Origin of the sequence: Echinicola shivajiensis (assembly GCF_018642165.1) — a bacterium.
Lineage (GTDB): Bacteria > Bacteroidota > Bacteroidia > Cytophagales > Cyclobacteriaceae > Echinicola > Echinicola shivajiensis.
In genome coordinates, this window is record NZ_JAHHZM010000007.1 from 227,795 (window position 1) to 248,463 (window position 20,669).

Here is a 20,669-nt window from a genome sequence, read left to right on the forward strand (position 1 = left end):
TAAAATGGGATTTTTATCTAATGAGAAAATATTATTTTTTAGCGCTGGCTTTATTAATGGCCTGCTCCCACGCTAAGGAAAGCATCAAAAATCGTGTTGAAACAATCGAGATAAATACGGAAGAAATTGAGGACAGTGTGGATGTCTCATCCTTAATAAAAGAAATTAGGCTTGTTCCGCTAGAGGAGATAGAAGATAATTATTTGAAGGGTGTAGATAGGGTTTTGATTACGGAGGATCATTATATACTATTTGATCGATTTATGTCCGATGAAGTTAAAGTCTACGATCGGCAGGGGAAGTTCGTTAAGCGATTAGGTGAGAAAGGAGAGGGACCATTAGAAGTGCGACAAATAAATGATTATTGGTTAAATGATGAAGGCTCCTTGGAAATCTATGATTTCAATCTGAAAAAAATTGTGGTTTTTGATAAGGATTTTAATGCAGATAGCTCTTTTAGAACAAAAGATCTCCTGATTTTTAGTAATGTCACGAAGTTATTAGGTCATGAAGGTTATGTTGGGTTTAAATCATATAGCCATCATAATGGCCCATTTAATAATTTGCATTATAAACTGGGCTTTTTAGACAAGGATTTCGGGTTAAAAAATACGGCATTGAGTTATTCTCCTGAATTAGATGGGACTTTAATTGTTACGCCAATAAATCCATTTGAGCTTTATAGGGATTCTATAAGGTTTTATCAAAACTTTGATGCCACTATTTATCATGTTCAATCACCCGGTACTTTGATAAAGCGTTTTGCTATAAAATACCATCCTCATCCAATGCCAGAGAATTGGGAGCAGGAGGTTATTTTGCCAAATGGGGCATATTTTAAATCTAGGGAACATGATTTTGAAAAAGTTAAGTCTATTTTTAAAGGAAAATCAGGATTTGCTGGGGATTGGAAGGAGTCAGCTAAGTATGTTATAATCAACTCGTTTGATGAAAATTATAATCGTTTTTATTCACTTTATTCAAAATCTGGCAATAAAGTAATTTCTAATGGAAGAGCACTCATCGAAAAGGATCGTTATCAAATGGCATTGCCTCCTATTCAAGTAGTTGATGAAGAAAAAGACATGTTTGTTGGGGTTTGGCAGGGAGCCTTGTTAAAGGAATACATCCTTATGCAAAACAGCCCATTTCAGGAGAAAATAAAAGATTTGGAAGGGTTTTACCTAGTGGAGGTGACTTTTCAATGAAATAAAAAAAGCGAACCAATTTTGGTTCGCTTTTAATTTATCTTGATGTTTAGCTGATTAATCGAGGATTTTTTCAGCTAAAAGAATAATCTCGTTTTCTCTTACTTCCACTACACCGCCGTCCACTTCTAGAGACTGCTTGCCGTCATTGGTAGTGTAAGAAACGGTTCCTTTTGCCAGTGCAGACACAATAGGAGCGTGATTTTTCAATACTTGGAAAGCGCCAGAGGCACCAGGAAAACTGGCTTCTGATATCTCTCCGTGAAAAACCTTTTTGTCCGGTGTTATGATTTCTAAATGCATGTTGCTGCTAGTTTTGTTTTAAAAAATCACAGGGAAAAGCAGACGAATAAGCTTTTGCCCTGTGATTCAGTCCTCTAAAGAGATTTAGAGGGCTTTGATTATTTAACCTCAGCGAGCATTTTCTCACCCTTAGCGATAGCATCGTCGATGTTACCTACCAAGTTGAATGCTGCCTCAGGAAGGTGATCCAATTCACCGTCCATGATCATGGTGAAACCTTTGATGGTATCCTTGATGTCTACAAGCACACCTTTAAGTCCTGTAAACTGTTCAGCTACGTGGAAAGGCTGAGACAAGAATCTCTGAACCCTTCTAGCTCTGTGAACAACCAATTTATCTTCTTCAGAAAGTTCTTCCATACCAAGGATGGCGATGATGTCCTGAAGTTCTTTATAACGTTGTAGCAATTCTTTAACTCGAGTAGCACAGTCATAGTGCTCGTTGCCCAAGATACCTGGCTCAAGAATTCTAGAAGTAGAATCCAATGGATCCACAGCAGGGTAGATACCCAACTCGGCAATTTTACGGGAAAGTACGGTAGTAGCATCCAAGTGAGCGAAAGTAGTCGCTGGAGCAGGGTCAGTTAAGTCATCCGCTGGTACGTAAACGGCCTGTACGGAAGTAATTGAACCATTTTTGGTAGAGGTAATTCTCTCCTGCATGGCACCCATCTCAGTTGCTAGGGTTGGCTGGTAACCTACCGCTGATGGCATACGTCCCAATAGGGCAGATACCTCAGATCCAGCTTGGGTGAATCGGAAGATATTGTCAATAAAGAATAGGATATCTTTACCAGCGCCATCACCTTCACCATCACGGTAATATTCAGCAAGTGTAAGACCAGTCAAGGCCACACGAGCACGGGCACCAGGAGGTTCGTTCATCTGACCGAACACAAATGTTGCCTTAGAATCTTTCAGTTTTTCAAGATCTACTTTAGAAAGATCCCATCCTCCTTCATTCTCAAGAGATTCAACGAAGTCATCACCGTAAGTTACGATGCCAGACTCGATCATTTCTCTCAAAAGGTCATTTCCTTCACGGGTTCTCTCACCAACACCAGCAAATACAGAAAGACCTGAATAAGCTTTTGCAATGTTGTTGATCAATTCCTGGATCAATACGGTTTTACCTACACCGGCACCACCGAAAAGACCAATTTTACCACCTTTTGCATATGGCTCGATCAAGTCGATAACTTTGATACCTGTGTAAAGCACTTCAGTTGAAGTAGACAAGTCCTCAAATTTAGGAGCGTGTCTGTGAATAGGAAGTTTATTAGAAGATTCTACTTGCGGTAGACCATCGATTGGTTCACCAACCACGTTGAAGAGACGTCCTTTGATTCCCTCTCCAGTTGGAACAGAGATAGGAGCGCCCAAGTCTACAGCAGCCATTCCTCTGGTCAAACCTTCAGAAGAGTCCATCGCAATGGTTCTTACGCGGTCTTCACCGAGGTGCTGTTGAACTTCCAATACTACTTTTTGACCATTCTCTTTGGTGATTTCGAGTGCGTCCAGGATATTCGGCAATTTTCCCCCTTCGAATGAAATATCTACTACGGGGCCAATTACCTGAGTTATCTTACCAGTATTCGCCATTTTTGTGTATTAATGTAAAAGGAATTAATGCATTTCTATTATTCGACTGCAAAATTAACTAATAATGATTAATACCAAAGGATGTTTTCAAAATTAATCTGCTTTAGTTCAAATTTTTATATTCTTTAAGGCCTTGAGTCAGACTTTAATAGCTTAAAAATCTGCTGGTACTGGGCCTCGATTCTTGTTTAAAAAGTTGCCTAATTGAATTTTAGGCCCGATAGCTATTAAAAATAGCGCCTAGCCCTAATAAACCTTGGGTGCCAATATTTAGAATATAAATTGTCCTCTGTTACACCAAGAGATGACGATGAATGAATAAATTGTATGCTTTTTCTATCAGCATCTGTGACAATGCCTGCATGGGTAACCTGTCTTTTCTTTTTGCCTGTGGCAAAAAATAACACATCTCCTTTTTCCAGTTTGTTTACAGAGACCTTTTTTCCTGTTTTACTTTGAGCATCAGAAGTTCTGGGTAAGGTGACCCCAACACTTTTAAAAGATAAGTATAATAAGGCGGAGCAATCCATGCCTGCACGGGTGGTGCCTCCGTAGCGATAAGGTGTGCCCCGGTAGGTTTTTGCTGTTTGTACTACAGTATTGACTTTTCTTTTATATGCTTTTTTGGAAGCTGAGCATGAACTGAAAAATATCAGGGAAGAAAAAAATAGGATTAACAGGAAAGGTGAATCTGTTTTGATGCGCATTGAATGAATTGTTGATATTTAAACGTTACTCAATTATACATAAGTATTATCAGCTAAACAATATGTGGCGGGTTGTATATATACCTATTTAAATTTAATAAATGATAAAAAAATATTATTTGTCTGAAACTTGACGTTAAGTCAGAAGGTTAATAGTTTTATAACTTGGTGGCAAATGGAAGGTGTTGATTATTTATTGGAATAAAGATGATTAAGGGAGAATTCAAAAAATTGCCTATGCATAAGAAAATACAAAAGCTCTACACAGAGGGGACCTTTGTGGTAGGGATAAGGTATTATGGGCATAAGGTAAACCTTTATCTTTTGGACAATGAATATGTGGAAGTCTTTTATAACCACAAATTAGATAAGATTGATAAAATTGATTTTTTAAACCACGAACACACGAGGATGAAGTTTTATCTTGATCAGATCAATATCAAAATGGATTGACTATTTCTCAATGAGGCTTTGATGGATTTTTAAGACTTGAGGGATTAGCATTTTATTGTCCACATTCTTTATTGTAAAATCCGACAATTTGTTTTTTTGCTCATCAGGTAGTTGACGGTCAATAATTGCATTGATTTGTTCTTCAGAACGTTGTGGATCTCTTGTCAAAACCCTTAAGATTCGAACTTTGATCGGTGCGCTTACATTGATGATTTTGTCCAAGTCTTTATAAGAACCTGATTCGAAAAGCAGGGCTGCTTCCTTTAAGACATAAGGGCTCGATTGTTTACTGGCCCAATTTTCAAAATCATTTTTTACAACGGGGTGGACTAGTCCATTGATAGTCTTGGTTTTCTCCTGATCAGAAAATACTTCATTGGCTAGAAAGGCTTTGTTTAAGCTCCCGTCAGCATTATAAGAAGATTCCCCAAAAGATTTAGAGATAGCAGCAATCAGGTTTTTGTCATTTGCCATAAGCCACTTGGCCCTATCGTCTGCAGAATAAACCGGTATTCCCAGAATGTTGAAGATTTTAGCTGAAGTGGACTTACCAGCACCAATGCCTCCGGTGATGCCCACTAAAAGTGGTTTGGGCTTATTCATATTTTAACTTAAATGTATTTGGTTCGAATGCTATTGATTCAATATAATCTGGCAAATCAGGTATTTCTATGCGGACGGTGCTATCGTCTTTGTTTCTTTGGTAATAGTCTATAATTCCCTCGAGCTCTACTTCCTGCAAGTCTCCTACTCTTCTTTCATCTACCCTGTAATTGAGGAGAATTGAATTGATTTCTTGTTCGATACTTACATTTTTCGGGAAGTTTTTCTGTTCAACGGAAATTCTTTTATTCCCTTCTATGAACTCGACCAAATCAAATTTAACCTGAACACTTTTAGGTTCTAAGGTTAAGTAGGGGGCCAATTTTTCTGGAAATTCTAATGGAAGGAGTTGGTCAAAGTTCCCATTCAAGCCATTTTCCTCAATATTGATAAATAAGCTGTCTTTTAATGCTTCCACTTTTGATTCGGCGCCTTTAACTTGAATAAGTACAGGCTCCACGAATATAGAATCGGCAAATTTAAAGTGAGGGGCAAGTTGAAGTTCGCTCGTATCCAGCCTTACCTTAAATTCCTCGGTGATGATTTTATCAATATTGAACTTTAAGGTATCAGTTAGGATGGCAGAAAGATTGGTAGGCTCCAATATTTCACTTAGGCTTCTTCTGTATGCAGAAGAAAGTAAGTATTTCTGTTTATCAGGATTGGGGAGCTCTATAGAAAAAGGAGGGACATTTACATTGAAATATTTTCGGAATAGGTCCCATCCGTTGCCATTGATTTCAATCTTGATATTGGTAGGGAGTTTTTCCACTGCCATATATTCCTCACTGTTGTATTCAAAAGTTATGGGGTAATTGACAACTGTGAGGTAATTATCTTTATTAAGGGCATTCAAAACCCAAAAAGTGGTGGCCGCTATCACACATAGGACCACCACTTTAATGTCAGAGGCTTTCTTTTTTTTAAGCTTCCCGAAGTATTTTTCAAATTTGTTCAATACCTCTTGTTATTTAGTGCCATTAGCTTTCTTTGAGAATTCTGCTGAAACGGCTGATTTTTCTACTTTGATTTTCAATCCTTTGTCAAGATCAAGAATGACAGTTTCTCCTTCGATGCTGTACACTTTTCCGTGAATTCCACCGATGGTTACTACTAGGTCTCCTTTCTTAATGGAATCGACAAAGTTTTTGGCATCTTTTTGCTTTTTCTGTTGCGGTCTGATCATGAAGAAATACATGATCAAAATGATCGCTCCAAATAGAAAAACTTGTCCCATGATACCGCTACCTCCGGCAGCTGGTGCTTGTAATAATATAGTACTAATCATCTTTACTTTTTAACAGGACCAACAGTTTTGGTGGTCGAAGTATTACTTGTGTTTACTGTTCCTTTTAATTTTAGTCTGGTTACGCTTGGTGAAGTATTGGCTGTGATGGTTACAGTAGGGCTTTGCGCTCCCGACTTGCCTGCTGAGTTGAAGCTGACCTTGACATAGCCTTCTTCACCCGGTTTTATAGGCTTTTTGGACCAATCAGGAGTAGTACATCCGCATGAAGCCTGAATATTGGAGATCACCAATGGGGATTCTCCATCATTTGTAAACTTGAACAAATGCTCTATTTTCTCTCCTTGCGTGATGGTTCCAAAATCATATTCCATTTCTGGGAATTTGAATTTACCCAAACTAGCAGGGTCGATTGCTGCTACATTTTGCACGTTGGCCGGTGGGGTTTTGGTGCTTTGGTCTGCCTCTAACTTTGCAATCTTTTGTTCTAGTTCTTCTATTTTCTCTTTGTTGTTCGTATCACAACTGGATACAAAAAGAGAACCTGCAAGTAGTATTGCAGGTAGTCCTAAATATTTCATAATAATTGTGATTATTAATTTTTGTCCTTATTGATTTGGTCAATGAGTTTGTTGACATCATCCAGTAGATTTTCAGCCTTGCTTTTGGCTTCAGAAATCACCTTTTTGCCTTCTGTCTTTGCTTCATTCATAGGGAGATCCTTGCCTTCGATAAGGTCATTGATCAAGTCCTCAAGTTCAGCCTTGTATTTTGAAAGTTGGTAAGAAAGTTTGTCTCTGGTATTATTACCAGAATCAGGTGCGAATAATACCCCTAACGCGGCACCTACTCCAGCGCCTAAAACAAAAGCTAAAATAGAATTACTTTGTTTGCTCATAATTAAATAATGTTTACTTGTTATCTAAAAGGCCTCTTCCACTCTTACGGATTTTTCCTTGATCGGTTAGCTCTTTTGCCAAAACATCCAATAAACCATTTACAAATTGCTTGCTTTTAGGTGTACTGTATGTCTTCGAAATGTCAATATACTCATTGATGCTTACTTTTACAGGGATGCTAGGGAAAAATGACATTTCTGTAATGGCCATAGAGAGGATGATTTTGTCCGTTGAGGCGACACGCTCTATATCCCAGTTCTTTGTTTTTTCTGCTATCAATGTCCTGTTTTCGTAGTCATTTTCGATAGTCAAGTTAAATATATTTTGGAAAAATTCCTTATCCTCTTCCCAGTTTATAGCGATTTCTGGAAGTTCGTAATCTTGGCTGTCAGGTGATTCACTGATGTTTTTGAGGACTTTTACTGCGAGGCTTCTTACTACCGCTTTGTTTTCAGTCCAGTTAAGGTCCTGCTCGGCAAAATAGCTCATGATGGCCTCGTTTTTGAAAATGATTTTTTTGATCATTTCCAATAAAATGTTCAAGTCTTCCTCTTCAGTAGGCTCGTTTAACTTGATATATTCCTGGTATTTTTCCCAAGGTTTGATGTATTCACGGAACCACTCTTGAATTTCTAATTCCAACTCTTCTACATCAGCTTGTTGACGGATAGTTTCAGAATTAAATGCAGGAGCATCCTTAAGGTATTTGATTGTTTTATTATTGGCCAGGTTCAAATCTCCAGAAAGAGAGACTAGGGCCTCCTGATTTAGCTTGCGCTTTCTGTCGTATTCGCCTTGGACATGATTGCTAAATCCGCTCAGAATATGGATGACTTTAAGATATAACTGCGGAATGCTTTCTGCAGCACTGACCATATTCTTTTCCAGGAATTCTAAGTCTTTTTGATTGTATTGGTGGTAAAGATTTACCGCTTTTATAGCAATGGATTTGATTTTGGTGCCGTAGTCACCTGCTGCTATAAGGGCTTTATTGTTCAGGTTTTTAGAAAAAAGTGCGATGGTCGTTTCCGCATCCTTTTTTAATTGGGCTTTGTCTTGCACTTCCATGCTATTTAGATCTGGAAGGAAAGCATCCCTAATGTAGTCTTTGGCTAAATTTAGATTGGAAGCTTTACACTGTTCATAGGCGTAAAGGTTCTGAAAAGCCTTAACTCTAAGTATTCTTCTGTTTAACATTACCTGAATATAAAGAACGTAAAATTTGAATTGTTTGTAGTGAAACGAATTGGTCCCTTTCACTTATTGCTTCTGCAAAGTTAAAAAATAAAAAAACCAAATGCACGGATTTTATTTTCCATTGCATTTGGTTTGATGAAAAAGGTAAGTTTATCAGTAAGTTGATTTTAGCTTACTGATACTGTTTATTCTGTTCCAAGCCATTTCAATAGCTGCTTGTTGGGCAGGAATGCCCTCTTTTTCTGATTTGTTGAGAATGGCCAGACAAGTGTCATAGATTTTTTCCGCTTGCTGATAAGCTAGTTCTCTATTGTAGTTACCTAAGTATTCTGCATAAACATTGATCAGGCCACCTGCATTGATAAGAAAGTCAGGTGCGTAAATGATACCTCTTTCGATCAAGGCTTGTCCATGAACTTCCTCGTCCTTCAATTGATTATTGGCAGCTCCTGCAATAACCTGACAGTTAAGTCTACTTAAAGTTTCATCATTTACCGTAGCTCCTAAGGCACATGGAGCATAGATATCCATGTTTACATCATAAATGTCCTCAGGTGAAATGACCGTAGCTCCGGTTTTTTTAGCCACTTCTTTCAATCTGTCTTCGAAGATATCAGTGATGAAGATTTCAGCACCTTCTTTTACCAAATGGTCAATCAAGTGTCGACCAACTTGCCCAATACCTTGTACTGCAATTTTCTTGCCTTCTAGGCTGTCTTGGCCATAGGCTTTTTTTGCAGCTGCTTTCATGCCTAAATAGGCGCCATAAGCTGTTACAGGAGATGGGTCGCCACCACCGCCTTTTACTTCGGGAAGGCCAGTAACATGCGAGGTCTCCATGGCAATATATTCCATGTCAGATGTTTTCATGTTTACATCTTCAGCAGTAATATATTTTCCTCCTAGGCTTTGAACAAATTTTCCAAACCTTCTTAGAAAAGCTTCATTTTTCAGTTTTGGATCACCTATGATGACTGCTTTGCCTCCTCCAATATTCAGTCCTGAAATGGCTGCTTTGAAGGTCATGCCTCTGGAAAGGCGCAATACATCAGTAATGGCTTCTTCCTCAGAAGCATAATTCCACATTCTGGTTCCACCTAGTGCTGGCCCTAAAACTGTATTGTGAATACCAATAATAGCTTTCAGTCCTGTAGGCTCATCGTAGCACATGACCAATTGCTCATGCCCTAAAGATGTGATTTGTCCATAAATTGAGTCTCCTTTGACCATTTCCTCGGTTTTAATCTCTATCATAATGAACTTAGAAGTTTAGATTATGTTATATTTGGGTAAGTCTTTTGGTTTACCATGTCATTTAGAATTAAATACTAAATAGTGGCTAGGTAAAGCTACATAAAAGATTATTATAAAACAAAATAAGATATTTTAAAATTTTTATTTCGTGAACTCCCTCTGGCGTCTGAACAAATATTTATTCAAGTATAAGGGCTATCTTCTATTAGGTATACTCTTTACCATTATTTCCAACGTATTCGTAATGATACCTGCCCAGTTGGTGCGGGTAGCTATCGATTATGTGGTGGAAAGCTTTAGTTTCTATCAAATGTTTCCCGAAGGGGAAGGGGCCTCAGCAATTAGGGGTGCATTCTTGGATTATATTTTTGTTTTTGGGGTGCTGATCTTAGTCATGGCCTTTTTAAGAGGCTTTTTCCTTTTTTTGATCCGGCAGACCATTATTGTGATGTCCAGATTTATTGAGTACGATCTTAAGAATGAGATTTTTGATCATTATCAGAAATTGCCCCTCAGTTTTTATAGAAAAAACAGTACAGGAGATTTGATGGCAAGAGTAACGGAAGATGTCAGTAGGGTTAGGATGTACTTTGGTCCGGCATTGATGTATGGAATTAACCTATTGGTGCTTTTTCCTTTGGTGATTGGGTATATGTTGAGTGTCAATGTGCCCTTAACCATTTATTCTTTATTGCCTTTGCCAGTCCTTTCGATTAGTATTTATTTGGTCAATAATATGATCAATGAAAGGTCAGAAAATATTCAACGCAGTTTGTCAGGCTTGAGCACATTTGTTCAAGAATCCTTTTCAGGAATCAGGGTGATTAAAGCTTTTGTTCGAGAAGATGATAGTAGCAAGGATTTTACCCAAGCAAGTGAGGATTACAAAGAAAAATCCATCAGCCTCACAAAGGTGCAGTCTTTGTTTTATCCTTTGATAATGGGATTGATTGGAGTCAGTACGATCATTACCGTTTATGTGGGAGGAAATCAAGTAATAGAAGGAGCAATAGGTTACGGTGTGATTGCCGAGTTTATTCTGTACGTTAATATGTTGACTTGGCCAGTGACTTCGCTGGGCTGGGTGACCAGCATTGTTCAAAGAGCTGCAGCCTCTCAGACAAGGATCAATGAGTTTTTGGATGAGAAAAATGATATTATCAGTGAAGAGAATTTAACCACTCCTATAAAGGGGCAAATTGTATTCAATGAGCTTTCCTTTGTGTATCCAGATTCTGGCATTAAAGCCTTGGACAAAGTGAGCTTTGATATTCAGCCTGGACAATCTTTGGCCATTATTGGTACAACGGGCTCTGGGAAATCCACCATTGCCAATTTGCTTATGAGGATGTTCGATGCTTCAGAAGGGAATATTCAGTTGGACGGTGAGGATATCAAAGCATTCAATATTTCCTATCTAAGGAATCAAATCGGATATGTGCCTCAGGATGTTTTCCTTTTCAGTGATTCCATATATAACAATATTGGATTTGGCTTGGATAAGTTTCCAAAGGAAGTTGTAGAAAAAGCGGCTAAGGATGCAGATGTTTATCAAAATATAATTGACTTCCCAGCTGGATTTGAAACCAGGTTAGGCGAAAGGGGGATTACCCTTAGTGGTGGGCAGAAACAAAGAGTTTCTATAGCAAGGGCTATAGCCAAGGACCCTTCCATTTTGCTTTTGGATGATTGCTTGTCAGCTGTAGATACCAAAACAGAGAATGTGATTCTTAATGCGCTAAAGGGTATAATGGAAAATAGGACATCCATAATTATATCCCATAGGGTTTCCTCTGCTAAGCTGGCTGATAAAATAATTGTACTGGATGATGGAAAGGTAGTGGAGGAAGGTTCCCATGATATTTTGATGGCGCAGAAAGGCGTTTATGCTGAATTATATGAGAAACAAACCAAGTCAAGTGAAAGCATGGAAAACGAATAGGCTTGTTTACCAATCTTCGTTATAGTTATTGGTCCTTTGTTTGGCTTTTATTTTGCCACCACCAAACTGCATGCCTACACCTATGCTGACAAAATCACTTATTGTTTTTCCTGTAAAATGGTAAGTGGCATTAAGCCTGAATTTCCCTGCAATCACTCCGGCCCTTGGTGCCAAACCGAAATTCACCTTGTCATTATAGCGAGTAATGATGGTGCCGTCAGCACTGTCGACAATTTCATAATTGCTTCTTCTGTACATCCCGGCCAACACACCAATAAATGGTCGGGTTTCGTTTTGGCCAAATTGGTATTCGGAACTTACTGATAAATTACTAATGGCCTGGGCTCTAAAGATGGCTTCTTTATGGTTGAAAAGGGATTCTCCTTCACCCAAAATATTGCTGGCAAGCTGTAAACCTACCTGTAGGTGGTCGTTGATGCCATATCTTGGTTCAACATATAATCCTCCGCCAGTTGTTAATGCTGATTCAGTAGGAAAAGTGAGGTTAATTCCAAGGTCTACTTTGAACGGTTTATATTTTCGAGAACCTATTATACCCTGTCCTTGTGTCAATAGAACAGTAGTAATAAAGCAGATGACAAATAGTAGTGACCTTTTCATTTTACTTCCGGGTAATTAATTGATCAGATGTGACTTCATTAAATTATCAAGATATATCAAATTTTTAGGCCTCACCAAGACTGAAATATAATCATTTTTTTATCCCACTTTAAGATATAGCCTCTTTTAATTTAAAAACTCAATAAGGTCTGGGGATGTTTAATTTCGGGCACAAAAAAAGTGCCCGAAATTTTTTCGGGCACTTTGTAATATTAATTAGGTAGGAAAGGATCAACTTCCACACATCTCGCAATCATCAGGATTGTCCAAGGAACAGGCTATAGCGTCCTTGTTTTGCTGGCCAATGTTTGGATCAACTTCTGTTGATTTCTGATCGGCATTTTGCAAATTTGATTTGTCCACAGTAAACTGGATGGCACTTGTAGCTGCTTTGGATCTCAAGTAATACATTCCCGTTTTAAGACCTTTTTTCCACGCGTAAAAGTGCATGGAGGTCAACTTACCAAAGTTAGGCTCTTGCATGAATACGTTCATACTTTGGGATTGGCAGATATAGGCACCTCTATCAGCGGCCATATTGATAATCACTTTTTGTGAGATTTCCCAAACTGTCTTGTAGAGGTCCTTGATGTTTTGTGGAACTTCAGGCATGTCTTGAACTGATCCATTAGCTGCAATCAGTCTGTTTTTCATGTTGTCATTCCAAAGTCCTAAACGGATAAGGTCTTTCATCAAATGTTTGTTTACCACCACAAATTCACCTGAAAGGGTTCTTCTTGTGTAGATATTAGAAGTGTATGGTTCGAAACATTCATTGTTACCCAGGATTTGAGAAGTAGAGGCAGTAGGCATCGGCGCAACTAACAAGGAATTCCTTACACCGTATTTTAGTACTCTGTCTCTAAGGTCTGACCAATTCCATCTGCCTGATTTTGGTGTTACTCCCCAAAGGTCAAACTGGAATTTGCCTTCAGAAATTGGAGAACCCTGATAGGTTTCATAGGTTCCATGATCCTTTGCCAACTCCATGGAAGTCTCCATGGCAGCATAATAAATGGTTTCGAAGATATCTTCGTTAAGACCTGCAGCCTCTTCAGAATCAAACGGCATTTTCAATAAGATAAAAGCATCTGCCAAGCCTTGCACGCCGATACCGATTGGTCTATGTCTGAAGTTGGACTTACGAGCCTCTTCTACTGGGTAATAATTGATGTCAATCACCTTGTTAAGGTTACGAGTAGCTACCTTAGTGATTTCATATAGTTTTTGATGATCAAAGGTTTTGTTTCCTTTGGCATCAGTAGTAACGAATTTAGGAAGCGCGATGGAGGCAAGGTTACAAACTGCTACCTCATCAGGAGAAGTGTACTCCATGATTTCAGTACATAAGTTGGAAGACTTGATAGTACCGAGGTTTTTCTGGTTTGATTTGCCGTTGGCAGCATCCTTATAAAGCATATATGGTGTGCCTGTCTCAATTTGAGATTCCAAAATTTCAAACCAAAGCTCCTGCGCTTTTACAGTTTCTCTTGCTCTACCTTCTTTTTCGTATTTTTCATAAAGCTTTTCAAATTCCTCTCCATAGCATTCAGAAAGGCCAGGGGCTTCATTAGGGCAGAATAGAGACCATTCTTCGTTGGCTTCTACTCTCTTCATGAATAGATCAGAAATCCAAAGGGCATAGAATAAGTCTCTGGCTCTCATTTCTTCCTTACCATGGTTCTTTTTCAGTTCAAGGAAATCCTTGATATCTGCATGCCATGGTTCTAGATAGATAGCGAAACTTCCTTTTCTCTTTCCACCACCTTGATCTACGTACCTTGCGGTCATATCAAAGTTTCTAAGCATAGGTACAATACCGTTGGAAACCCCATTTGTTCCTTTGATATATGAGCCTTTTGCTCTCACATTGTGAATGGAAAGTCCGATACCACCTGCTGACTGTGAAATCTTAGCGCATTGCTTCAATGTATCATAAATACCGTCAATGCTGTCTTCTTTCATGGTCAACAAGAAACAAGAAGATAGCTGAGGCTTAGGTGTACCTGCATTGAATAATGTAGGAGTAGCATGGGTGAACCATTTCTCCGATAGCAAGGTATAAGTTTCGATAGCCGCATCGATATCCTCTTTATGAATACCAATAGCTACCCTCATAAGCATATGTTGAGGTCTTTCTACTACTTTATCATCCAGTTTGATCAAATAGCTTTTTTCCAACGTCTTGAAACCAAAGAAATCATAGTTGAAATCCCTGCTGTAATCAATTACTTCATCAAGTTTGGCAGCATGTTTTTTGATTACTCCATAAACATCAGGGGCAATCAGAGCAGCGTTGTCGCCGGTTTTTGGATCTACATAAGTGTATAACCTTTTCATGGTGTTTGAAAAGGACTGACTCGTAGTTTTATGGAGGTTTGAAATAGCAATTCTCGCTGCTAAGATGGCGTATTCAGGGTGCTTAACCGTCATGGATGCACAAACCTCTGCTGCGAGATTGTCCAAAGCTGAGGTGGTAACACCGTCATAAAGTCCATCAATAACTTTTTTGGCTACTTCGATGGGGTGGATATAACGTGAATCCAATCCATAACACAAGTTTTCAATTCTTGTGGTGATTTTGTCGAATCTTACTGATTCTCTTCTACCGTCTCTTTTTATTACTAACATGCTAATGGGGAGTTTAAGGGTGGGAAGAAAAGTTAATTAAAAGTCCTCTTCAATAGAAAATTTAGAGGAATCAGATGCGTCTTTACCTTTCATAACCCCAGCCTTTTGGTAGTCCCCAACTCTCTTCTCAAAGAAATTGGTCTTACCTTGTAATGAGATCATGTCCATAAAGTCAAAAGGATTGGTGCTGTTCCAAACTTTTTCACAGCCCAATTCTACCAACAGCCTGTCGGCTACAAACTCAATATATTGACACATTAATTCAGCATTCATACCGATCAATCTTACTGGAAGGGCATCGGTTACGAATTCTTTTTCAATGGCCACAGCGTCCTGAATAATTTCAGATACCGTTTCTTTTGGCAATTGATTGGTGATATGCTGGGTGTACAGGTGACAAGCAAAGTCACAGTGTAGTCCCTCATCTCTTGAAATCAACTCATTGGAGAAGGTTAGGCCCGGCATTAAGCCTCTTTTCTTCAACCAGAAAATAGAACAGAATGAACCTGAGAAGAAAATTCCCTCAACTGCCGCAAAGGCAATCAATCTTTCATGGAAACTGCCCTTGTCAATCCATCTAAGGGCCCAGTCTGCTTTCTTCTTAACACAATCCAGATGTTCAATAGCATTGAACAGTCGGTCCCTTTCAGCAGCATCCTTGATATAAGTGTCGATCAATAAACTATAGGTTTCAGAATGGATGTTTTCCATAGCGATCTGAAATCCGTAGAAAAACTTAGCTTCTGTGTACTGAACTTCTGCCACAAAGTGTTCAGCTAAATTTTCGTTTACGATACCGTCACTGGCTGCAAAAAACGCCAAAACATGAGAGATGAAATGTTTCTCATCAGCTGTCAAGTTTTTCCAGTCCTTAATATCTTGGCTAAGGTCTATCTCCTCTGCAGTCCAAAAGCTGGCTTCAGCTTTTTTATAGTATTCCCAAATATCATCATGTTGGATTGGGAACAATACGAACCTGCTGTTATCTCCTTGCGCTAATAGGGGTTCCGGTTTTTGCATTACTTATTTGTTCTAATATTAGTAAGATGTATATATTCTTAAATTCGGTAAATCAGCTACTGATTAATGCTTTTCACTTCGTAAAATAGTGAGTTTGTAGTAGTTTTAATTTTGAGCCGCTGAACAAATATGCTCAACAAATTCCAAAAATAAAACCCCCGCATCAGTGCGTTACTTTAGTTTTTGACTCTTGGTCAAAATAGTCATAAATAACTGTAATTCAATTAATAGAGTAGCTTTTTTTAAAGTGTTAATTCTATTGAAACGTCCTCTAAGGGCATTTCAGGATGGTCCGAAAAAATTTAAAAAAAATATTTCGAACCAAAATTCAAGTGTAATTTGACTTTTGGTCAAATTAGGATGTTGTGTGTAAATAGCTGTTTAGCAGGTGTTTATATGGTTTTTATATTTTCAATTATTGAACTTGTTGATTCTCAAATCCTAAAGAAAATCAAGTGTTTTTAAAATAATTTTTAATTTTCCTCCAAAATATGGTCGCTTAGCGGTTCGGCTATGCTTCTCATTTGGGGCCGCAAATATAGGAGGCCTGTTTTGGATAAAATGTATGGGGTAAAGATTTTATTTATGCAAATTTTGAATCCGATTGACTGTCTGATCTATAGCATTAACTTAAGTGCCTCGAAGGGAGTTTATTAAGGAATTTTTCTAAATCTTATGCATTAGTTTTTTACTTATAAAAATACTCTGTATATTTGCACCTCAATTTTGATAAAAAGTTCTTAGTATGTACGCAATAGTTAACATAGCAGGAAAGCAGTTCAAAGTAACTAAAGATCAATTTGTCTATGCACCAAAGTTGCAAGGCGATGTTGACGCTTCCGTTGAATTCGATGAGGTATTGTTGGCAGATGACAACGGTGCAGTATCGGTAGGTGCCCCTACATTGGCTGGCGCCAAGGTGACAGGAAAAATTCTTGATCATGTAAAAGGTGACAAAGTAATCGTCTTTAAAAAGAAGAGAAGAAAAGGTTACAAGAAGAAAAACGGTCACAGACAAGAATTCACTAAAATACTTATTGAAAACATTACTCTTTAAGATTATCTGAGGGTAGTCCAAAACATTTAAAATTATGGCTCACAAGAAAGGTGTCGGTAGTTCCAAAAACGGTAGAGAATCCCATAGTAAACGACTTGGTGTGAAAAAATTCGGCGGAGAAGCTGTTATTGCAGGAAACATCATCGTTAGACAAAGAGGAACCAAGCATCACGCTGGATTGAACGTAAAAGTGGGTAAAGATCACACTTTGTTCGCTGTAGCTGATGGCAAGGTAGAATTTAAGAAAAAGCATGATGGTAAATCTTATGTAAGCGTAATTCCAGCTGAAGCTTAAGATTTTCGATTAAAGAAATATTAAGAAGCTGCTCTTTTACTTAAGAGCAGCTTTTTTTTTGACTATTGAATGAATTCTTTCTGAATCATTATCTTGTTTAATAGATTGATCCTGATTAACACAAGTTAGGCGTCTCATCGTTATACATTGCCTTAATATAATATGGTGTGTATGTGGTGATTTTATAAATAAACGTTTCACAGGTGTAAATAACTTGTTTGTTGCATTTTTTATTTAAAGGAATAATAGAGTATATTTCATTTATAAATTAATTTTCATGAAGACTGTTTTTCCTTCATCCATTGTCGAACAGACGTCTGAATATTATCAGAATAAAATCACTGTTAGGTCCCGCATTATCTACATCAGTTTACTGATTCTTGTAATTGGAATCTTTTGCAGCCTGCCTTTTATAGAAGTGGATGTATCAGTGAAGGGAGATGGGAAGTTTCAAACCTCATTAAGTAGAAATGAGATATATGCTCCCATTTCAGGAAGGGTCTCATCTATAAACATTGTCGAGAATGGATCAGTGCAGAAAGGAAGTATTTTGGCAGAAATCAAGTCCGACCAAGTGGATTTGGAAATAGATGGGCTTGACAGTAGGGGAATACAATTGCAAGAATTTATCTCTGATCTTAAAAAGTTGATGGAGGTGAGCCCTACTAACACCAGCGATTTTTCCCCAAGAGATTTGGAATCAAAATATTATAAGGCTGCTTATTATGAATATAACTCGGAAGTGCAGCAGCTTAGAAATGTCCTTGAAAAGGAAAAGAGGGATGTGAAAAGGGCCAAACTATTGTTTGATTCTAAGGCATTATCATTAGTTGAATATGATGAAATAAGGGCAAAGTTCGAGCGGGCTCTGACAAATCTAGATCTTTTCCAGAGCAAAAAGCTTTCTATTTGGGAGCAGGAGCTGTCGAGCTACCAGCGGGAAATGGCAAAGCTGGGTAACGATAAGAAATTACTCAGGGATAAGCTACACCAGTTTAAGATTTTTGCGGGAGTTTCAGGAACCATAGTGAACTTTGAAAATATCAGACCAGGTGATTTTGTGTTTGCCAATCAGAAAATAGCAGAGATTTCTCCTGACAGTACATTAAAAGCGGTGACCTTTCTTTCTCCCGCAGACATTGCATTTGTTAAGCCTGGGCAAAAAGTCCTTTTTCAGATTGATGCCTACGATTATAACCAATGGGGCTTACTTGAAGGGGTAGTAAGTGAAATTAGTAAAGACCTTCAAATGATTTCGGAAAACCAAGTGGCTTTTAGGGTGGTTTGTGATTTGAAGAGAAAAGCTTTGAAGTTACAAAATGGAATTGAGGGCGAAGTGAGGCGAGGAATGACTTTTAAAGGTCGTTTTTTGGTGACCCGTAGGAGTTTGTATCAATTATTATATGACCAAGTGGATGATTGGCTAAATCCTGCTATGCAGTAACGTCTGAAATGCTTAATTAATGGTGATTAAAATCAAACAAAGGGATATTACAGATTGTGGGGCAGCTTGTCTGGCTTCAGTAGCTAGTTATTACAGGTTGAAGATGCCTCTTTCAAAGATTAGGTTGTTGGCCTCTACAGGTCAAAAGGGGACCAATGTTTTAGGATTGGTGGAAGCTTCAGAGAGATTGGGATTTTCCGCCAAGGCATTAAAGGGTACTTTTGAAAGTTTGGCGATATCTCCCAAGCCTGTTATTGTTCATATGATGATCAATAAAGCTTTGCACCATTATATGGTGGTGTACAAGATAGGTAGGAGATCGGTTAAGCTCATGGATCCAATGGATGGACGGATGAAAAAGATGAGCCATGAGGAGTTTAAGAAGTTATGGTCCGGGGTGATGGTGATACTAATGCCCAACGAGGAGTTTAAAGCCATGAACCAAACGGTTTCCGTGACCAGGCGCTTTTGGTTTTTAATCAGTCCCCATAAAAGTGTGCTTTTTCAAGCAATGATTGGTGCAGTGGTTTATTCAATATTGGGTTTGTCCATTTCCATCTATTTGCAAAAAATCATTGACAATGTTTTTATAGATAGGAATGCCAATTTGCTCAATTTGATGAGTGTGGCAATGGTGGTTTTGCTTTTGTTTCAGATTTTTATTGGTGGTTATAAGAAGGTCTTTGCACTTAAAGTAGGGCAAAAAATAGATGCACGTCTGATTTTAGGTTATTATAAGCATTTGATGACCTTACCTCAAAGGTTTTTTGATACAATGAGAGTGGGTGAAATCATTTCCAGGATTAATGATGCCGTTAAGATTCGTTCACTGATCAATGAAGTGTCCGTCAGTTTGATGGTGAATGTTTTTGTTGTCCTATTCTCCTTTGCTTTGATGTTTGCTTTGTATTGGAAATTGGCATTGGTGATGGCATTGGTAATACCATTCTATCTATTGATTTATGTATTGACCAATAAGTTCAATAAAAAGGTGGAGCGTACTTTAATGGAGAAATCTGCCAATTTGGAGTCTCAAATGGTTGAATCTGTTCGTTCTGTTGGGTTGATCAAAAAGTTTGGTGTGGAAGATTATGCCAAGCTAAGGACCGAGTCTAAATTTGTATCTGTTTTAGATTCGGTATATAAGTCGAGTCTCAATAATGTGATTTCAACAAATGCCACGGATTTAATATTAAGGCTGTTTATAATAGTGTTGCTTTGGGTTGGCGCTGGATATGTGATAGGTAATGAGATCAGCCCAGGTGAGTTAGTGGCTTTTTACGCTATAATGGGGTATTTGATCACTCCTGTTTCCAGTTTGGTAGGAATGAACAAGACTGTACAAAATGCAATGATCGCAGCGGACCGTCTCTTTGAAATTATGGATTTGGAAATGGAGGAAAATTCCTCAGAGAAATTTGACCTTGAGCCCTCTTCATTAGGAGATATTGTTTTCCAAAATGTTTCCTTTAGATATGGCAGTCATGCCAAAGTATTTGATGGACTTGACCTGTGTGTTCCTAAGGGAAAGGTAACAGGAATAGTAGGTGAAAGTGGATCCGGAAAATCAACATTACTGGCCTTACTGCAGCATATTTATCCAGTGGAGTCGGGTCAAATCAAAATCGGTCAATATGATATAGCATATGTAAGTCATCATAGTTTAAGAAGGCAAATAGCTGTTGTTCCCCAACAGGTGGAGTTGATTTCGGGTAGCTTAATAGAAAATATTGCTTTTGGAGATCTGCGACCAGATGTCAAGAAAATTATTGAGATATGCCATCAACTTGGGATGACATCGTTTATCGAAGCTTTGCCGAATGGAATATCGAGTCATTTAGGAGAATATGGGGCCAGTTTGTCCGGTGGACAAAGGCAGTTGGTCTCAATAGCAAGGGCGCTTTATCGTGATCCAGAGATTTTGATTTTGGACGAGGCCAGTGCGTCATTGGATCCGAAAGCGCAAGAATTTTTACACACTGTTATAAAGTTGTTGTCAAATCAGGGGAAAACCGTTATTTTCATTACACATCATCTTACTTCGGTCAAAGATTTTGATCAAATTATTGTCATGGACAATGGAAAGGTGGTAGAGCAAGGGTCTCATGATTCCCTTGTTGGTCTAGAAGGTAAATACCATGAAATGATTTTTAGGTAATATTAACTTTTCGAGGATTATAAAATATAG

The 20,669-nt window shown here is 38.3% G+C and carries 20 protein-coding genes; 7 read left to right on the top strand and 13 right to left on the bottom strand.

The window, feature by feature from the left end; genetic code table 11:
* Positions 1 to 20: 20 nt before the first annotated feature.
* Positions 21 to 1,208, top strand: coding sequence for a 6-bladed beta-propeller (locus tag KMW37_RS13570; protein ID WP_215225172.1), 1,188 nt, complete (start codon positions 21 to 23; stop codon positions 1,206 to 1,208).
* A 57-nt stretch (positions 1,209 to 1,265) separates the two neighbouring features.
* On the opposite strand, the gene atpC is transcribed toward KMW37_RS13570, so the two are convergent.
* The 3 genes from atpC to KMW37_RS13585 all read right to left on the bottom strand — a co-directional run bounded on the left by atpC (position 1,266) and on the right by KMW37_RS13585 (position 3,819).
* Positions 1,266 to 1,511, bottom strand: a complete 246-nt coding sequence (gene atpC, locus KMW37_RS13575; protein WP_215225173.1) for an ATP synthase F1 subunit epsilon — start codon at positions 1,509 to 1,511, stop codon at positions 1,266 to 1,268.
* Between the two features lie 98 nt (positions 1,512 to 1,609).
* Entirely contained in the window at positions 1,610 to 3,112 is a 1,503-nt protein-coding gene (gene atpD / locus KMW37_RS13580; protein WP_215225174.1) for a F0F1 ATP synthase subunit beta, read from the bottom strand.
* Between the two features lie 227 nt (positions 3,113 to 3,339).
* Entirely contained in the window at positions 3,340 to 3,819 is a 480-nt protein-coding gene (locus KMW37_RS13585; protein ID WP_215225175.1) for a C40 family peptidase, read from the bottom strand.
* A gap of 207 nt (positions 3,820 to 4,026) precedes the next feature.
* Between KMW37_RS13585 and KMW37_RS13590 the strand changes: the two genes are divergently transcribed.
* Positions 4,027 to 4,272, top strand: coding sequence for a hypothetical protein (locus KMW37_RS13590; RefSeq protein WP_215225176.1), 246 nt, complete (start codon positions 4,027 to 4,029; stop codon positions 4,270 to 4,272).
* Here KMW37_RS13590 and coaE read toward each other — a convergent pair whose 3' ends face one another.
* From coaE to KMW37_RS13625, 7 genes are all read right to left on the bottom strand, one after another.
* A complete protein-coding gene (gene coaE, locus KMW37_RS13595) occupies positions 4,273 to 4,875 on the bottom strand; it encodes a dephospho-CoA kinase (protein WP_215225177.1) in 603 nt (200 codons plus the stop codon).
* The gene (locus KMW37_RS13600) at positions 4,868 to 5,833 is read right to left on the bottom strand and encodes a YbbR-like domain-containing protein (RefSeq protein ID WP_215225178.1); all 966 of its coding nucleotides are present in this window, start codon (positions 5,831 to 5,833) and stop codon (positions 4,868 to 4,870) included. The genes coaE and KMW37_RS13600 overlap by 8 nt, the downstream gene beginning before the upstream one ends.
* A gap of 9 nt (positions 5,834 to 5,842) precedes the next feature.
* Positions 5,843 to 6,163 carry a preprotein translocase subunit YajC gene (yajC, locus tag KMW37_RS13605; RefSeq protein WP_215225179.1) on the bottom strand — a complete coding sequence of 107 codons (321 nt, stop codon included), beginning with the start codon at positions 6,161 to 6,163 and terminating at the stop codon, positions 5,843 to 5,845.
* 2 nt (positions 6,164 to 6,165) lie between these two features.
* A complete protein-coding gene (locus tag KMW37_RS13610) occupies positions 6,166 to 6,702 on the bottom strand; it encodes a DUF1573 domain-containing protein (RefSeq protein WP_215225180.1) in 537 nt (178 codons plus the stop codon).
* Positions 6,703 to 6,716: 14 nt separating this feature from the next.
* A complete protein-coding gene (locus KMW37_RS13615; RefSeq protein WP_215225181.1) occupies positions 6,717 to 7,019 on the bottom strand; it encodes a YtxH domain-containing protein in 303 nt (100 codons plus the stop codon).
* Positions 7,020 to 7,032: 13 nt separating this feature from the next.
* Positions 7,033 to 8,217, bottom strand: a complete 1,185-nt coding sequence (gene nusB, locus KMW37_RS13620; protein WP_215225182.1) for a transcription antitermination factor NusB — start codon at positions 8,215 to 8,217, stop codon at positions 7,033 to 7,035.
* Positions 8,218 to 8,370: 153 nt separating this feature from the next.
* The gene (locus KMW37_RS13625) at positions 8,371 to 9,471 is read right to left on the bottom strand and encodes a Glu/Leu/Phe/Val family dehydrogenase (RefSeq protein ID WP_215225183.1); all 1,101 of its coding nucleotides are present in this window, start codon (positions 9,469 to 9,471) and stop codon (positions 8,371 to 8,373) included.
* A gap of 148 nt (positions 9,472 to 9,619) precedes the next feature.
* Between KMW37_RS13625 and KMW37_RS13630 the strand changes: the two genes are divergently transcribed.
* The gene (locus KMW37_RS13630) at positions 9,620 to 11,413 is read left to right on the top strand and encodes an ABC transporter ATP-binding protein (protein ID WP_215225184.1); all 1,794 of its coding nucleotides are present in this window, start codon (positions 9,620 to 9,622) and stop codon (positions 11,411 to 11,413) included.
* Positions 11,414 to 11,419: 6 nt separating this feature from the next.
* Here the strand turns inward: KMW37_RS13630 and KMW37_RS13635 are convergent, their stop codons facing one another.
* The 3 genes from KMW37_RS13635 to KMW37_RS13645 form a co-directional block, all read right to left on the bottom strand.
* Positions 11,420 to 12,034 carry a hypothetical protein gene (locus KMW37_RS13635; protein WP_215225185.1) on the bottom strand — a complete coding sequence of 205 codons (615 nt, stop codon included), beginning with the start codon at positions 12,032 to 12,034 and terminating at the stop codon, positions 11,420 to 11,422.
* A gap of 231 nt (positions 12,035 to 12,265) precedes the next feature.
* A complete protein-coding gene (locus KMW37_RS13640) occupies positions 12,266 to 14,665 on the bottom strand; it encodes a ribonucleoside-diphosphate reductase subunit alpha (RefSeq protein WP_215225186.1) in 2,400 nt (799 codons plus the stop codon).
* 36 nt (positions 14,666 to 14,701) lie between these two features.
* Entirely contained in the window at positions 14,702 to 15,685 is a 984-nt protein-coding gene (locus KMW37_RS13645) for a ribonucleotide-diphosphate reductase subunit beta (protein WP_215225187.1), read from the bottom strand.
* A gap of 745 nt (positions 15,686 to 16,430) precedes the next feature.
* Here KMW37_RS13645 and rplU point away from each other — a divergent pair.
* The 4 genes from rplU to KMW37_RS13665 all read left to right on the top strand — a co-directional run bounded on the left by rplU (position 16,431) and on the right by KMW37_RS13665 (position 20,639).
* On the top strand, positions 16,431 to 16,742 hold the full coding sequence (gene rplU, locus KMW37_RS13650; protein ID WP_215225188.1) for a 50S ribosomal protein L21: 312 nt from the start codon (positions 16,431 to 16,433) through the stop codon (positions 16,740 to 16,742).
* Positions 16,743 to 16,776: 34 nt separating this feature from the next.
* Positions 16,777 to 17,037: a 50S ribosomal protein L27 gene (gene rpmA / locus KMW37_RS13655; RefSeq protein ID WP_215225189.1), complete on the top strand. Its 261-nt coding sequence runs from the start codon at positions 16,777 to 16,779 to the stop codon at positions 17,035 to 17,037.
* Positions 17,038 to 17,314: 277 nt separating this feature from the next.
* Complete coding sequence (locus KMW37_RS13660) at positions 17,315 to 18,481, top strand: HlyD family secretion protein (protein ID WP_215225190.1); 1,167 nt, start codon at positions 17,315 to 17,317, stop codon at positions 18,479 to 18,481.
* 19 nt (positions 18,482 to 18,500) lie between these two features.
* Positions 18,501 to 20,639, top strand: coding sequence for a peptidase domain-containing ABC transporter (locus KMW37_RS13665; RefSeq protein ID WP_215225191.1), 2,139 nt, complete (start codon positions 18,501 to 18,503; stop codon positions 20,637 to 20,639).
* The last annotated feature ends 30 nt before the right edge of the window (positions 20,640 to 20,669 follow it).